We start from the raw sequence: 14,282 nt of genomic DNA on the forward strand, positions 1-14,282 counted from the left end.
CCTTTGTTCCATCGGAGCGTTGGTTTCAGGGGCGGGTGGACGGTAGTTTCCCTGTGCCGCATCCTAAACCCACCAAGCTCAAGCAACAGGAGGCGGCGTTGACGATCATTCGGCCCAAGCAGGATGTGGCCTCAGGAGGTGCGAGGGACGTGGCCGGTCCGGAGGTACGTTCCCCAGAACCTGCCGCCGTTGACCCATCTGTTTTGACCGCGTTGCTGGGCCATGAGGACAAGACGTTTATTGCCGATACCCTGCAAAAGCTGATCTGTGAAACCGGTCCTGAAATTCCCAAGCTGCAAGAGGCCCTGGAAGCCAACGACAGGGAAACCGCCGGGTTTTTAGCGCATAAGTTCAAATCCTCCATGCGGTCGGTCGGGGCACTTGCTTTCGGTGACCTATGCGACAGCATCGAACAGCGCGCCAATGGCGATGAGGTGTTTGATGGGCAGGGATTTATCGAGCCGGTCGAACAGGGCTTTATTGCCGTTCTGGACTTCGTTGAAGACTACGCAAAAGAGCAGTTGGAAACCTAGTCAGAGGGTTTGAGTGGCCTGCCGCAAATGTCCCACCTGGCTGTTCAAGCCAAATGAACAGCACCACAGCGAAGTGCTAGGTGAAACTGGCGAACGGGGCCTTTCGCCAGCTCCCGATTTGTCACACTCGCAGAGGCGCTTAAGCCGCTTGGCTGGTCTGCGCGGGATCATTCATGGACTGGTTGACCCCTTTCACAATCTCATCTGCAGCGGTTAGGATCGTATCCAGATGGTTGTCGACATCGCGGTGGAAGGTTTCCAGACTGGTCAGGATTTCCTCCAACCCGCTGACGGCATTGGCAAGTCGGGCCATTTCAACCCGGCAGGCGATGCGGATGTTGGACAGCGCTAGGATCAACTCGCGCAGGTATTCCGTGCCGCTTTTGATCTTCAGTGCGGCCTCAACACTTTGGCTAACGGCGGTCAGGGACTGATCTTTGTAGCCGTTCAGCAGGTCATGCAGGAAACCGGTGTCGAGGTCCTTTGAAGCACCTTCCACCTGACGGGCCTGATCGTCAAACTGGGCGGTCATATCTTCCATCAGATGCGCCGCACAAAGTAGGAAATAGGTGTTCTGATCACGCGACACACCCCAGATGCCTTCCAGCTCTTCGTGCACACGTACATTGGCTAGATGGCCTTCGATGCCGCGCATTTTCATGCTGTAGTTCTGGGCAATGGCGCGCAGCACTGATTGGCCAACCTGCTGCTTGTTGGCGACAATCTCCATATTGGTGATCAAGAGGACGGCATGGTCAAATTTCCGCGCCAAAAGGGCCATTTCACGCTGGAAAATTGCCGTGTTGGAGGTGATCACATCAACGCTGGTCAGAACCGGATCTTTGGCAACATCCAGCGCGTCACGGCGGGCCTCAAATTCGGTATAGAAGGCATGCGACTGAAACATCGCATAGGTCGGAAAACCAAGGCCCTGCAACTGTTCCAGCACGCGGTGCGCGCTTTCTTCTGCGGAAAGCCCCAGCTCCTGCTCATCACGCAGGGCAGCTTGATAAAGTTCTTGGACCTGCGCAAACAGTGGGCTGGAGGGTTTCATCCGAACCGAGAGGAAACCGCCGGTGATGGGCGAGGCAACCGCGTAAACCCAGTAGTATTTGCCGCTTTTGGTGCGGTTTTTCACATAGGCACCAACCGGGACGCCCGCCTTCAGGCCGTTCCACAGCAGCCAAAATACGGCTTTGGGAACATCGCCATGCCGCACCAGCTTGTGCGGGGCACCCATCAGCTCACCCGGGGCAAATCCGGCGATGCGCTCAAAGGTGTCATTATAGGATTGAATTACGCCGCGCTCATCCGTGCGCGAGAAAAAAAGCTCTTCAATGCCATAGGCTTCTTCTTCGTCAGTACCTAGGACGGATAACGGAAGCTCCAGATCTTCATCGACTTCAAAATTTCCTTTCGGCTGCATGTTCATTGCATAATCCCTTCGTATTCCATCTGCTTGCGGAAGCGGGGTCGAGACCAGCGTTTGTTACAAATGCCCGGCAGATGGGGTCGGGGACACCAAACATTTGATCAAGCCGCAGCTCAGTAACGTCGGCTTTTTGCGGGTCTTTAGGCAGAATTTCCTAGTTGACCGTATTAACAACCTAAGTGCGTCGTTTTGACTGACCTCAATCCTAGATTTTAGTCGGATCAGAACCGTCGCGGTCGCGAGCGACACATTCAAGTTGCGCCCTAGCCGAGTGGCTATCACTTTGATTTCAGCCTTGTCGGGAATGCCCCCCAAACCTTTCTGTGAAAGGGCGTGGCTGTTGATTGACAGGCCGGGGTGCCGGTGATGCTCTAGCAAGGTGGTTTACAGGAGCTGAGCGAAGTTGCGCATGACACCAAAAGCGAACGCACTTGGTCTGAGGGCAAGCCTAGCCTACAGACAAGCGCAGATCGCAGTTTTCGCGGGCCTTCTATTGGGGCTGACGTTTAGTTTTCTTCAGATCGCGACGGATTTGCGGCGTGAGGTCAAAAACATCGATGCCACCTATGCCCGCAGCCTGGCGGCCTTTGAGGATGCGGCCTTTCAGGCGGCGTTCGGTCTGGATAAAGAGCTGGCGGAGCGGGTGGTTGACGGGCTGATGCTGCAGCCGGCAGTGATTGAGGCGTCGATCATCGACAGCTACGGCGATGTGATGAGCCTCAAGCGCCAACCGCAGTCCCCCAGCCGGTTTCCCTGGCTGGTCGAGGCCACCTTTGGTCAATCGCGAGCGTTTCATTCAATCCTGACAGACGGCAACAGCACCTTTGTGGCCGGGAAAATCAATGTGATGGTGGATACCAACGTTCTGGCCCACGCCTTTCTGCAGCGCTCGGCGCTCGTTCTTGGGTTTGGGGTGTTGCGCAACCTCGTTCTGGCGATCCTGCTGACCTATCTGTTTTTCCGGCTGGTCACGCGGCCGCTGCGGGATATGGCGCGTGCCATCGGGGCGGGGGGCGAAACCCTGTCAGTGCCACGGCGCAATCGCGGCGATGAGTTGGGCGCACTCGCCCTGGCCTATAATCTGGAAACGCAGCGCCGTACCCTGACCGAAAGGCAGCTGAGTGCGGAGGAGCAGAAGCACAGCGTCCTGTTTGAAACCAGTGACATTTCGCAGTGGCTGGTGGATTTTTCCGCGGTCGATCTGCTGCTGCAGCAGCTGCGCAGGGATGCGGTGACAAACCTTGGTGAGCATCTGGATCAGCACCCCAAGTTGATTTCAGAACTTATCGTTAAGCTCCGTGTGTCCTCGGTAAACAACGCAACATTGCGTATGTTCACAACACACCGCGGCAGCGACTATGTGCAGACGCTGGGCGGTATTCTGGCTGAGGAGATGCGGAACGTTCTGAGAGATCTTTTGGTCGCGATTTGGCAGGGGCAAGGGGCTTTTGCCAAAGAGACGCTGCTGCGGTCACAGGACAACAGGCAATTCCCGGCCATTATCACCATCCCGCTGCCCCCGGCCGGCAGCCCGTTACAGACGCGCACCATGAGCATTGTCGATATCTCAATGCTCCAAAACCATGCGGGGGATTATAGCCTGCAGAATGAAATCTTGAACGCGTTGGAGGATGGGATATGCACGGTCAGATTGGCGGATACCTCCATCCTGACGGTGAATCCTGCGTTTGAACGGATGTTTCTGCACAGCGCCAGCAAGCTGCAGGGTCAGCCGCTGCTGTTGCTGTCGGTCAAAACGGCTGAGGCCAGAGATGGTCAGGTCCAAAACCTAGCCAGTGTGATCAAGGCCGAAAAAGACTGGGGTGGTCTGGTGCAGTGTCAGCGCCGCGATGGGGTGGAGTTCACCTGCCATGTTCAGGTTTCCAGCCATTTCCACGTTGATCACGGTGCATTGGCTATCTTGTCCTTCCGACCTGCGCAGGTTGATGGGCCATCGGCCTAGCGCCGTCATCCTCGCCGCTATTGGGTCACCGCATTCGGTTTCGTGTAGGCCTGCATGATATCGTCATAAGCACCGGCTTCACGCAGGGCATTGGCGGCTTGGCGCAGGCCCTCATCCTCGATCTCAGGCAATTGGCCCTTCGCGCATTGCAGCCACATCTCCTGACGTTCATAGGTGAAGACCTCACCCAGCACCTTCCGCCCGGTTTCGAGCAGCGACAGCTCATAAAGGATGCTCAACTCAGTGCCTGAAACGGCATCCACCCGGCCAGCGACCAACAGCGCCACGCTTTGCGCCACATCATTGGTCAGGACAATTTCAATTTCAGGGTCTTCCAGAATGGACGAGCCTTCAAAACTGCCGCGCGGAATGGCCAGCCGGCTGCCTTTCAGGTCATCGACGGAGGTCAGCGTCAAACCGGCGCGGGCCACAATCACGGTATCGAAGCGGTCATAGATCTTTGCCACTTGTTCATAGGTGGCCTTGCTGGGGCCTGTCTACAGGAACACGCCGCAATCCGCCACGCCTGAGGCCAGGTTTTTAATCACGCGCGAAATCGGCAGAACGGCATTGATGTGCTCCAGCCGGGCTTGCTCGGCGGTTACGCTCACAATGTCAACGATCAGCCCGTCCCGCCCCAGCGCATCCCCCGTTAAGGCATAGGGCGCGTAGTCGATTGTGGAAAAGCGGACCGGATCCGCCACGCTTTGGCCGGCAAGGGTAAGTGCGCTCAAAAGGGCTGACTGAAAAACCATCTGTTTGAGCATTTTGACGGTCGCTCCTTCGTCATCAAGGTTGCGGTGTGACCCACATCTAGGGCGGCGCATTCCGGCTATCTTGCCACAGATGTGGCCCTCGCTACAGCGCATGAATTCTGGGAAAACCGAAACGTGAAGGACGGGCAGGGCCGTTTCAGGCTGCTCTGCAATGGGTTTAGCCCCAATGCCCATGTTGGGGGTTTCGGGTTCCTCGCGCCTAGGATGTTTGTTCAAATTTTTGCTGCGAACAGTCCATAAAATCCAGGGCGCGATCGGGATGAGATAACCGATTGAGATTACGCAATTGTTGTCTGATTGATGCACGTTTTGAGAGTTTGGATGGAGTTGTGCATTACAAATTACTCGTTGACATGAATCATGATTCATATTTCATGTTTTGCGAGGAACATCCTAGGGAGGAAAAACCATGCTGCGCGCTGTTGCGTTGACGGCTGTGGGGGCCTTGATGGCCACTGCGGCAACTGCTGAAATCCGGATTGCCCATGTCTACGGCAAAACCGGCCCGTTTGAGGCCTATGCGGCCCAATCCCACAATGGTCTGATGCTGGGGCTGGAATATGCCACTGGCGGCACCATGGAGATTGACGGCGAGAAAATCGTTGTGATCGAAAAAGACACCCAGCTGAAACCCGACATCGGCCGTGCCCAGCTGGAAGAGGCTTACGGCGACGATGATGCTCATATCGCGATCGGGCCAGTGAGCTCGGGCGTGGCACTGGCGATGCTGCCGGTGGCCGAGGAGTATGAGCGCGTTCTGATTGTGGAGCCTGCGGTGGCCGACTCGATCACCGGTGCCAACTGGAACCCCTATATCTTCCGCACCGGGCGCAACTCGTCCCAGGATGCGATTGCCAATGCGGTTGCTCTGGGCGGTGAGGGTGTGACCATCGCCACCCTGGCACAGGACTATGCCTTTGGCCGCGACGGTGTTGCCGCGTTCAAAGAAGCGCTGGAAGCCACAGGTGCGGAAATCGCGCACGAAGAATACGTGCCGACCGACACCACGGATTTCACCGCAGCGGCTGAACGTATTTTTACCAAGATGGGCGACATCGAAGGTGAAAAGAAACTGTTCATCATCTGGGCCGGTGGCGGCAATCCGATGAGCAAAATCAACGCGATGGAGCCTGAGCGTTTCGGTGTTGAGATTGCTACCGGCGGCAATATTCTGGCGGCGCTGAAAGCCTATAAAGAGCTGCCCGGCATGGAAGGTGCGACCTACTACTACTATGAAATCCCGCAGAACCCGGTGAATGAATGGCTGGTGAAAACCCATTTCGAACGCTTTGACAGCCCGCCGGATTTCTTCACCGCAGGCGGTATGGCCTCGGGCATGGCGATTGTTGAAGCCATCAAAAAGGCCGGTGGCGCTGAAGACACCGACGCGCTGATCGCCGCCATGGAAGGCATGACCTGGGAAACCCCGAAAGGTCAGATGCAATTCCGCGCCGAAGACCATCAGGCCATGCAGACCATGTACCATTTCCGCACCGAGGTGCATGACGGCAAAGACTACGGTGTGCCGGTTCTGGTTCGTGAAATCGGCATGGATGAAATGGCCATTCCGGTCCGCAACAAATAAGCCGATCCCGGCTTAGCAACCCTCCCCGTGGCGCGGCTTTCCCCTTGCGCTACGGGGATCGGGACGAGAGAGATGACCCAGACACTTCTAGAAACACAGGCGCTGACCGTGCGTTTTGGCGGTCACGTGGCCGTTGATGCGGTCTCCTGCAGCTTTCACGCAGGTGAGTTGACCGCGATCGTGGGCCCCAACGGCGCGGGCAAGACCACCTATTTCAACCTGATTTCCGGCCAGATCCCCGCCAGCGCGGGCACGGTTGAATTGATGGGTGAGGATATCACGCGCCTTGGCGTCGCAGATCGCTGCCGTCGCGGGTTGGGGCGGGCCTTTCAGCTGACCAACCTGTTTCCCAGCCTTTCGGTTCTGGAAAACGTGCGTCTGGTGATCCAGTCCCGCCAGCACAAAGGTTTTGGTCTGTTTTCCATGGCGGACAGCCACACAGAACTGACTGTCGCCGCGATGGCCATTCTGGAACGGGTGCGGCTGGACCATCAGAAGGATCAGCTGGTCTCGGAACTGTCGCATGGCGATCAGCGCAAGCTGGAAGTGGCGCTGCTGCTGGGCCTCGACCCGATGGTTTACATGTTCGATGAGCCCACCGCCGGCATGAGCGTGGACGAAGCCCCGGTCATTCTGGACCTGATTGCCGAAATCAAAGCGGATCGGGAGCGCACCGTGCTGCTGGTCGAACACAAGATGGACGTGATCCGCACCCTGGCGGATCGGATTATCGTTTTGCACAACGGCGCCTTGGCGGCGGATGGCGATCCGGAAACGGTGATGGCCTCAGACGTGGTGCAAGAGGCCTATATGGGCAAGGAGCTGGATCATGTCTGACCCGATCCTGTCACTCAGCGCGGTCTACACAGACATCGCGCAATATCACATTCTGCAAGGCGTGGACCTTGTTGTCCCGCGTGGTCAGGTGACCATGCTTTTGGGGCGTAATGGCGTGGGCAAGACCACCACGCTCAAAACCATTATGGGGCAATGGGCGGCCAAATCTGGCCAGATCCAATTTGGTGGGGCTGACATCACCCAAATGGCCACCTCGGCTCGGGCGCGGGCTGGCATTGGATTTGTGCCCGAAGATATGGGGATCTTCAGCGACCTGACCGTTGCAGAAAACATGGCGCTGGGCTGTATCTCTGGCCCGCTGAAGCCGGAACGCAAGGATTGGCTGCTCAGCGCCTTTCCCGCGCTTGCCACCTTCTGGGAGGCGGAAGCAGGCAACCTGTCAGGCGGGCAGAAGCAGATGCTGTCGATTGCCCGCGCATTGGCCGAAGACCGCAAGCTTTACCTCATTGATGAGCCGACCAAGGGCCTGGCGCCCGCCATCGTCTCCACCATGGCTGCGGCGCTGCGTGAACTGAAGGCGCAGGGCGCGTCGATCCTACTGGTCGAACAGAACTTCTCGGTCGCGAAGGCCTTGGGCGACAGCGCGGCGGTGATGGATGACGGCCGGGTGATCTGGACCGGTGAGATGGCAGAACTGGCAACAAGCAAAGACCTGCAGGAACGGCTGATGGGTCTCAGCATGGAGGCACATTAAGATGACTGCTGCTCCTGATCATAAACCAACTTTCGCAACCCTCTCTTTGGGCGAGCGGTTGGACAAGGCGATGCCGGTTCTGCTGATCCCGATCCTTGTGGTGTTGGGGTTCCTTGCCATTGGCGCGCCTTCGTCCTGGCTGACGCTGACGGTGTCCGGTCTGGCGATGGGCATGATGATCTTCATCATGGCCTCCGGCCTGACGCTGGTCTTTGGCCTGATGGACGTTATCAACTTTGGCCACGGCGCTTTCGTCTCGGTTGGGGCCTTTGTTGGCATCTCGGTTCTGATCGCCCTGGGGGATTGGACCGGTGCAACGTCACTGCTGCTGAACATGTCCGCAGTCTTCCTAGCCGTGGTTGCGGCCATGGCGGTGACTGGCGTGATGGGCTGGGGGTTTGAGCGGGTGATCGTGAAACCCGTCTATGGCGCGCACCTGAAACAGATCCTTGTGACCGTGGGCGGGCTGATCGTGATTGAACAGCTGATCCATGTGGTCTGGGGCCCGGATGAGATTTTTATTAACCGCCCCGAAACCCTGAAAGGTGCCATCACTTTTGCCGGTGCCGCGATGGAGAAATATCGCCTGCTGGCCGTGGCCATCGGTCTGATCCTGTTTGTCGCCATGCGCATGGTGCTGCGCCGTACCAAGATCGGTCTGATCGTGCGTGCCGGCGTGGAAAACGGCCCGATGGTGGAGGCGCTGGGCTACCGGCTGCGGCTGGTCTTCGTCGGGGTCTTCATCGCTGGATCTGCTCTTGCGGGTCTGGGCGGCGTCATGTGGGGCCTTTACCAGGAGGTGATCACCGCTGGCATGGGCGAAAAGATGATGGTGCTGGTTTTCATCGTGGCCATTATCGGTGGGCTGGGATCGGTGGAGGGCGCCTTCATCGGTGCGTTGCTGGTCGGTCTGACACAGAACTACGTGGCCTTTCTGGAACCGAAACTGGCGCTGGTGTCCAACATCGCGCTGATGACCGCAATTCTGATGTGGCGCCCGCAGGGGATGCTGCCTGTTGTGAAAGCGAAATAAGATGATCGTCAAACTTCTGTCCGGCGACCAGCCACGTTCGCCTATCCTGACCGCCATTTTGCTGCTGATCCTTGTCTGCCTTGCAGGTGCCCCGTTCATCTTTGACGGTGTGCGCCCCTTGGACACGGCGGCGCGGATCTGCATTTTCATCGTTCTGGTGGCCAGCTATGATCTGTTGCTGGGCTATGGCGGCATCGTCAGCTTTGCCCATACCATGTTCTTTGGCCTTGGCGCCTACGGTGTGGCGCTGGCCTCCACCCACATGGGGCGCGGCTTTGATGCCCTGCTGGTGGGCTCTATTGCCGGGGCGCTGGCGGCCGTCGTGCTTGCCCTGCTGATCGGCCTCTTTTCCTTGCGGGTGCGGGCGATCTTCTTCGCGATGATCACCCTCGCAGTGGCCTCCGCCGTTGCGGTGCTTGTGTCGCAATTCTCCGGCCTTACCGGGGGGGAGGATGGGCTGACCTATAAGATCCCGCGGGTTCTGACCTCTGCCAATCGCATGGGCGAGTTTCTGGGCACCAAGATCAGCGGCAAGATTCTGAATTACTATCTGATCTTCTTTGCCTCGCTGGCCCTGTTCCTGATCCTGTTGCGTATCGTCAATTCACCCTTTGGTCGGGTGCTGCAGGCGATCCGCGAAAATGACTTCCGCGCTGAGGCGATCGGGTATCGTGTGGTCTGGTATCGCACTGTGGCCACATGTCTGTCGGCAGCCACGGCCGCGCTGGCGGGCAGCCTGTTTGCGATCTGGCTGCGTTATGTCGGCCCGGACACCACGCTGAGCTTTGAGATCATGTTGGACATCCTGTTGATGGTGGTGATCGGCGGCATGGGCACAATGTATGGCGCGGTGATTGGGGCGGTGCTGTTCATCATGGCGCAGACCTATCTGCAGAACCTGATGGGCGTGGCTTCAGAGGCGACCCATGGGCTGCCGCTGCTGCCTGATCTGTTGGAGCCGGACCGCTGGCTGATGTGGCTAGGCATCCTGTTCATCCTGTCGGTCTATTTCTTCCCCACTGGCATCGTTGGTCGCCTGCGTGAGCGGAGCACTTCATGAGCCTGCCTGTCCTTTTCCTGCACGGCTGGGCGATGCGCGGGGACCTTTTTGATGAGGTGGCGCGCCGACTTGGGCCGGGCTTTGACTGTCACGCGCCGGATTTGCCGGGGCATGGCAGCCGCGCCGATCAGCCCGGCGGGCTGGAGGCCTGCGTGGATCTGGCCTGTGACTGGATCACGCGGTTGGATCGCCCGCTGGTTATTGGCTGGTCTATGGGGGCAGGTGTGGCCTGGCGCAGCATTGCGCGCAGGGGCACGGCAGGGATCCGCGGCTTGGTCACCATAGATATGAGCCCCCGCATGTTGCCCGCCGATGATTGGGATATGGGGATGATTGCCAGCGGGGCAGAGGCGATCCTTGCCACCTCGGATAAGATCATCCCGGAATGGCCCCGCATGAGCGGCAGCATCGCCCGCACCATGTACGCCCGCACCTCTGATCCGCAACCCAGCCGTCAAGCCATTGAGGGGATGTTGCTGGCGCAGGATCCGCGTCACCTGCGCCCTGTCTGGGACGATCTGGTGGCGATGGATGTGCGTGATACGATTGCTGGCATCGATGTGCCCTATTTGGTGTGCACCGGCGCGGACAGTCGTCTGTATCGTGAAGATGTGGCGCAGTGGATCGCTGCTGAAGCATCACAGGCACAGGTGGCGCGGTTTGCCCAGTCAGGCCATTCGCCCCATCTGGAAGAGCCCGAGGCCTTTTGTGATGCCATTTGCCGCTTTGTTGCGGCACAAGGGTGGGTAAGCCACATCCACGAGCAAGAAGACCAGACATGACCATTCAAACCACCGCCAAACCCAAAACCAAACGCGGGCTGGAACGCCGGGCCAAGATCCTTGCCGCGGCAGAACAGGTGATTGGTGAAAAAGGGTTCGTGGCCGCCTCAATCGCGGATATCACCCGGGCGGCCGATACCGCTTCTGGCACGTTCTACATCTATTTCTCGGGCAAAGACGAAGTGTTCCGTGAACTGGTGCAGGACATGGGGCACGCCACACGTTCGCAAGCTGCCGAGCGGGTCGCAGGGGCCACCAACCGGTTGGAGGCCGAACGTGCCGGCCTTGCCGCCTACCTGACCGTAGTGCGCGACCGGCCCATGCAATACCGCATTGTCGAGGAGGCGCGTTTCGTCGATCCCGAGGCCTACCGCGAATACTACACCGAGTTTGGCAAAGCCTATAGTGAGCAACTGCGTCAGGCAGCGGAGAAGGGCGAGATTTCAGCCGGGGATGCTGAGGTGCGGGCCTGGGCGCTGATGGGGCTGGCCAAAACCCTTGGGGAGCGTTTCGTGCTGTGGGAAGACAACGTCGATATCGATCGCGTGGTTGAAGAGGCGCATAGCTTCATTTGCAATGGGTTGGCCCCATGACCGAGCGGCTGACCTGTGAACTGACCGAGCTGCCCAGCGGCGAATTGTGTTTTCACATCACCCTTCACGCGCTACGCGCCAACTCCCTTGTGCCCGCGTTTCTGACAGATCTGCACAATGCTTTTGACCAGTTGGAACACTCCGGCGCGTCCAAGGGGCTGATCACTTCGGGGCGCAACTATTCCTCAGGCGGGGATGTGGCGGGCTTCTACGATGCCGCGCGTCAGGGTCGGGCGGAGGCATATGCCCGTGATGTGGTGCCCCAGCTGCAGGATCTGGTCTTGCGGATGATCGAGGCCCCGGTGCTGATCGCAAGCGCTGTGCGCGGTGCTGCGACCGGTGGCTCGGCCGGTTTGGTCTTTGCCTCTGATCTGGTGACTGCGGCACCAGACGCCTTTGTGCAGCCCTATTATGGCATCATGGGCTATGCGCCGGATGGCGGCTGGACGGCCACCCTGCCTGAATTGATCGGGCTGGGTCCGGCGCGGGGTTGGCTGATCGCCAATAGGCGTCAAAAGGCGCCAGACCTGCTGCAAATGGGCCTTGCACAGGTTGTTTCGGACGAGCCTGAGGCGCAGGCGCTGCATCTGCTGGACAGTGTGGAAACCGGCACGGCCCTGGCCAGTAAACGCCTGTTGTGGACGGTGGATCGGGTGGCGCGTGTGCGTGCGGCTCTGAGCGCGGAGACCGAAGCCTTTGTACACTTGATCGGGCGGCCAGAGGTGCTGGCGCGCATGAATGATTTCCTGAACCCAACTGGGACAGAATGATGTTTGACCTGATACCTGACATGGCCGCAAAACGGGCCGAGTTGACGCCAGATGCACTGGCCTTTGAGGACACGACAACGGGCCTCAGCTGGAGTTTTGCCAAGGTCAATGCAGCCGCAGATGCGGTGGCCGCTGGCCTGGCCGCGCGCGGGCTGGTTGAAGGCGACCGGTTGGCGATCCTGTGCCAGAACCGGGCTGAATTTTTCGTAGCACTCTTTGCCTGCCAAAAGACTGGCCTGATCCTGTGCCCGTTGAACTGGCGTCTGCCCGCACCTGAACTGACCGAGGTGGTGGCTGATGTCGGCATCTCGCTGTTTCTGGCCGATGCTGCCTTCATGGATGTGGCGCAGGCTGTGGCCTCGGCTACAGAAACTCCGCTCCTGTCCATCGAACAGGATCTGAACGGCTGGATCACTGCCGGTGGGCCGGCCCTCAGCGCCGCAATCCCGGCGGAGCGGCCTTGGTATCTGCTGTTCACCTCCGGCACCACGGGCCTGCCAAAGGCGGTGATCCAGACGGCGCGGATGGCTTGGGCCAATGCGGTCAACATCGGTCAGGCGATCGATATTGCCTCAACCGACCGGGCAGCGTGTTTCCTGCCGCTGTTTCACACCGCTGGTATCAACCTTTACACCTTGCCGATCTTCCTGACCGGGGGGCTTTCGACCATTCTGGCTAAGTTTGAACCCGATGAAGTGCAGGCGTTGCTGGCCTCGGGACGGATCAACCAGTTCTTCGGTGTACCCGCGATCTATCAGGCGCTTTCACTGATGGAGACTGTGGATGATATCGATTGGCACTTGATCAAATGTGGTTGTGGTGGCGCGCCGCTGCCCGAACCACTGATCCACTTCTTCGCGGAAAAAGGCGCCTATGTGCTGAACGGCATGGGCATGACGGAAAGTGGCCCGACCGTCTTCCTGATGGATCCGGGACATGCGGCGGACAAGATCGGATCGGTCGGCAAACCCCAAAGCCTGGCCGAGGTGCGACTGGCCGGTGTCGCCGACGGCGTTGAAGGGGCAGGGGAGTTGCAGCTGCGCGGTCCCGGTATCACCCCCGGCTATTTCCAGAACCCCGTGGCAACCAATAAGACCTTTACCGGAGATGGCTGGCTGGCCACCGGCGATGTCGCCCGGCGGGATGCGGATGGCTATTACTACATCGTCGATCGCATCAAAGACATGTTCATCTCGGGTGGTGAAAACGTCTACCCGGCGGAGGTGGAGCGGGTGCTGAACAGCCACCCGGCCATTTTGGAAACCGCAGTGATCGGCGTACCCGATGCCAAATGGGGTGAAGTCGGCGCGGCCTTTGTGCTGCTGCGCCCCGGCGCCACGCTGGAGGCTGAGACCTTGCGCCCTTGGAGCCGTGAACGCCTGGCTGGATATAAGGTGCCGGCCCATGTGCGCATCGTCACGGACTTCCCGCGCACAGCGGCAGGCAAGGTCTGCAAACCCGATCTGAGACAGGAGTTTGAGGATGCTTGATCTGCAAGAGGTCTGGGTGCCGACACAGGCGGAGTTTGATGCTTTTGCCGCCGTATCCGGTGATGACAACGCAATCCATGTCGACCCGGAGTTTTGCGCTGCAACCACCTTTGGGCGCACCGTCAGTCATGGCATGCTGATCTACAGCAAACTCTGGGGTATGTTGAAACGTTATGATGCAAGCCTCAGGCAGGTCAGCCAATCGATGATGTTTCCAAATCCGGCCTTCACTGGGGAGGCACTGGATCTGCGGATCGTGGAAACCAGTCCCGGCCAGTTGACCATGCGGGTGACCCGCGTGGCCGATGGGGCGGAATGTCTGGTCGGGGAGGCCGAAGTCACATGTTGAGCCTTGGACAGTTTGCCGAAGTCACCCGCAGCTACAGCGCCGCCGACCTGCGGGCCTACCAACGCCTCAGCGGGGCGGTGGGCGACAGCGTGCCTGAGCCCCTGATCGCGGGTCTGTTTTCCTACCTGTTGGGCGTCCAACTGCCGGGGTCCGGCACCAACTACCTGAAGCAGGAACTGGCGTTCAAAGCGCCCGCACCTCTGGCGACACCGCTAACGGCGCGGGTGGAGATCACCCGCCTCAGGGCCGACAAACATCTGGTTGATCTTTGGGCCAGCTGTACGGCGCCGGATGGCACAGTGATCTGTGAAGGACGCAGTTTGGTAAAGGCGAAGGACGTGCAGGGCGCCTTTGCCGCTTAGCG

General features: G+C 59.0%; 16 protein-coding genes. 13 read left to right on the forward strand and 3 right to left on the reverse strand.

What is annotated here, in order from left to right:
- Window positions 1-98: 98 nt before the first annotated feature.
- The gene (locus TL5118_RS12405) at window positions 99-533 is read left to right on the forward strand and encodes an Hpt domain-containing protein (protein ID WP_165590046.1); all 435 of its coding nucleotides are present in this window, start codon (window positions 99-101) and stop codon (window positions 531-533) included.
- A gap of 139 nt (window positions 534-672) precedes the next feature.
- On the opposite strand, the gene TL5118_RS12410 is transcribed toward TL5118_RS12405, so the two are convergent.
- Window positions 673-1,965 carry a PAS domain-containing protein gene (locus tag TL5118_RS12410; RefSeq protein WP_058244537.1) on the reverse strand — a complete coding sequence of 431 codons (1,293 nt, stop codon included), beginning with the start codon at window positions 1,963-1,965 and terminating at the stop codon, window positions 673-675.
- 493 nt (window positions 1,966-2,458) lie between these two features.
- Here TL5118_RS12410 and TL5118_RS12415 point away from each other — a divergent pair, with 493 nt between their 5' ends.
- The gene (locus tag TL5118_RS12415; RefSeq protein ID WP_058260794.1) at window positions 2,459-3,928 is read left to right on the forward strand and encodes a PAS domain-containing protein; all 1,470 of its coding nucleotides are present in this window, start codon (window positions 2,459-2,461) and stop codon (window positions 3,926-3,928) included.
- Window positions 3,929-3,945: 17 nt separating this feature from the next.
- On the opposite strand, the gene TL5118_RS12420 is transcribed toward TL5118_RS12415, so the two are convergent.
- Both TL5118_RS12420 and TL5118_RS21175 read right to left on the reverse strand, forming a co-directional pair.
- Window positions 3,946-4,395, reverse strand: coding sequence for a substrate-binding periplasmic protein (locus TL5118_RS12420; RefSeq protein WP_058244539.1), 450 nt, complete (start codon window positions 4,393-4,395; stop codon window positions 3,946-3,948).
- 30 nt (window positions 4,396-4,425) lie between these two features.
- A complete protein-coding gene (locus tag TL5118_RS21175) occupies window positions 4,426-5,073 on the reverse strand; it encodes a hypothetical protein (protein ID WP_131727442.1) in 648 nt (215 codons plus the stop codon).
- 40 nt (window positions 5,074-5,113) lie between these two features.
- Between TL5118_RS21175 and TL5118_RS12430 the strand changes: the two genes are divergently transcribed.
- The 11 genes from TL5118_RS12430 to TL5118_RS12480 all read left to right on the forward strand — a co-directional run bounded on the left by TL5118_RS12430 (window position 5,114) and on the right by TL5118_RS12480 (window position 14,280).
- A complete protein-coding gene (locus TL5118_RS12430) occupies window positions 5,114-6,289 on the forward strand; it encodes a substrate-binding domain-containing protein (RefSeq protein WP_058244541.1) in 1,176 nt (391 codons plus the stop codon).
- A 72-nt stretch (window positions 6,290-6,361) separates the two neighbouring features.
- Entirely contained in the window at window positions 6,362-7,126 is a 765-nt protein-coding gene (locus tag TL5118_RS12435; protein ID WP_058244542.1) for an ABC transporter ATP-binding protein, read from the forward strand.
- Window positions 7,119-7,841 (forward strand): ABC transporter ATP-binding protein, encoded by a 723-nt coding sequence (locus tag TL5118_RS12440; RefSeq protein ID WP_058244543.1) that lies wholly within the window; start codon window positions 7,119-7,121, stop codon window positions 7,839-7,841. The genes TL5118_RS12435 and TL5118_RS12440 overlap by 8 nt, the downstream gene beginning before the upstream one ends.
- Before the next feature lies 1 nt (window position 7,842).
- On the forward strand, window positions 7,843-8,874 hold the full coding sequence (locus TL5118_RS12445) for a branched-chain amino acid ABC transporter permease (protein WP_058244544.1): 1,032 nt from the start codon (window positions 7,843-7,845) through the stop codon (window positions 8,872-8,874).
- A 1-nt stretch (window position 8,875) separates the two neighbouring features.
- On the forward strand, window positions 8,876-9,934 hold the full coding sequence (locus TL5118_RS12450; protein WP_058244545.1) for a branched-chain amino acid ABC transporter permease: 1,059 nt from the start codon (window positions 8,876-8,878) through the stop codon (window positions 9,932-9,934).
- The gene (locus tag TL5118_RS12455; protein ID WP_082626363.1) at window positions 9,931-10,716 is read left to right on the forward strand and encodes an alpha/beta fold hydrolase; all 786 of its coding nucleotides are present in this window, start codon (window positions 9,931-9,933) and stop codon (window positions 10,714-10,716) included. Before TL5118_RS12450 ends, TL5118_RS12455 begins: the two co-directional genes overlap by 4 nt.
- Window positions 10,713-11,309 carry a TetR/AcrR family transcriptional regulator gene (locus tag TL5118_RS12460; RefSeq protein ID WP_058244546.1) on the forward strand — a complete coding sequence of 199 codons (597 nt, stop codon included), beginning with the start codon at window positions 10,713-10,715 and terminating at the stop codon, window positions 11,307-11,309. Before TL5118_RS12455 ends, TL5118_RS12460 begins: the two co-directional genes overlap by 4 nt.
- The gene (locus tag TL5118_RS12465) at window positions 11,306-12,079 is read left to right on the forward strand and encodes an enoyl-CoA hydratase/isomerase family protein (protein WP_082626364.1); all 774 of its coding nucleotides are present in this window, start codon (window positions 11,306-11,308) and stop codon (window positions 12,077-12,079) included. Before TL5118_RS12460 ends, TL5118_RS12465 begins: the two co-directional genes overlap by 4 nt.
- Entirely contained in the window at window positions 12,079-13,569 is a 1,491-nt protein-coding gene (locus TL5118_RS12470) for an AMP-binding protein (protein ID WP_058244651.1), read from the forward strand. The genes TL5118_RS12465 and TL5118_RS12470 overlap by 1 nt, the downstream gene beginning before the upstream one ends.
- A complete protein-coding gene (locus TL5118_RS12475; protein WP_058244547.1) occupies window positions 13,562-13,918 on the forward strand; it encodes a MaoC family dehydratase in 357 nt (118 codons plus the stop codon). Before TL5118_RS12470 ends, TL5118_RS12475 begins: the two co-directional genes overlap by 8 nt.
- Window positions 13,912-14,280 (forward strand): hotdog family protein, encoded by a 369-nt coding sequence (locus TL5118_RS12480; protein WP_058244548.1) that lies wholly within the window; start codon window positions 13,912-13,914, stop codon window positions 14,278-14,280. Before TL5118_RS12475 ends, TL5118_RS12480 begins: the two co-directional genes overlap by 7 nt.
- The last annotated feature ends 2 nt before the right edge of the window (window positions 14,281-14,282 follow it).

Origin of the sequence: Thalassovita autumnalis, from assembly GCF_001458255.1 — a bacterium.
Classification (GTDB): Bacteria; Pseudomonadota; Alphaproteobacteria; order Rhodobacterales; family Rhodobacteraceae; genus Thalassobius; species Thalassobius autumnalis.

Bases quoted from the DNA above. Each gene is read 5' to 3' on its own strand.
- TL5118_RS12475 (WP_058244547.1), top strand. From the start codon at position 13,562: ATGCTTGATCTGCAAGAGGTCTGGGTGCCGACACAGGCGGAGTTTGAT.
- TL5118_RS12440 (WP_058244543.1), top strand. From the start codon at position 7,119: ATGTCTGACCCGATCCTGTCACTCAGCGCGGTCTACACAGACATCGCG.
- TL5118_RS12410 (WP_058244537.1), bottom strand. From the start codon at position 1,965: ATGAACATGCAGCCGAAAGGAAATTTTGAAGTCGATGAAGATCTGGAG.
- TL5118_RS21175 (WP_131727442.1), bottom strand. From the start codon at position 5,073: ATGAATCATGATTCATGTCAACGAGTAATTTGTAATGCACAACTCCAT.
- TL5118_RS12430 (WP_058244541.1), top strand. From the start codon at position 5,114: ATGCTGCGCGCTGTTGCGTTGACGGCTGTGGGGGCCTTGATGGCCACT.
- TL5118_RS12445 (WP_058244544.1), top strand. From the start codon at position 7,843: ATGACTGCTGCTCCTGATCATAAACCAACTTTCGCAACCCTCTCTTTG.
- TL5118_RS12465 (WP_082626364.1), top strand. From the start codon at position 11,306: ATGACCGAGCGGCTGACCTGTGAACTGACCGAGCTGCCCAGCGGCGAA.
- TL5118_RS12460 (WP_058244546.1), top strand. From the start codon at position 10,713: ATGACCATTCAAACCACCGCCAAACCCAAAACCAAACGCGGGCTGGAA.
- TL5118_RS12435 (WP_058244542.1), top strand. From the start codon at position 6,362: ATGACCCAGACACTTCTAGAAACACAGGCGCTGACCGTGCGTTTTGGC.
- TL5118_RS12450 (WP_058244545.1), top strand. From the start codon at position 8,876: ATGATCGTCAAACTTCTGTCCGGCGACCAGCCACGTTCGCCTATCCTG.
- TL5118_RS12480 (WP_058244548.1), top strand. From the start codon at position 13,912: ATGTTGAGCCTTGGACAGTTTGCCGAAGTCACCCGCAGCTACAGCGCC.
- TL5118_RS12455 (WP_082626363.1), top strand. From the start codon at position 9,931: ATGAGCCTGCCTGTCCTTTTCCTGCACGGCTGGGCGATGCGCGGGGAC.
- TL5118_RS12470 (WP_058244651.1), top strand. From the start codon at position 12,079: ATGTTTGACCTGATACCTGACATGGCCGCAAAACGGGCCGAGTTGACG.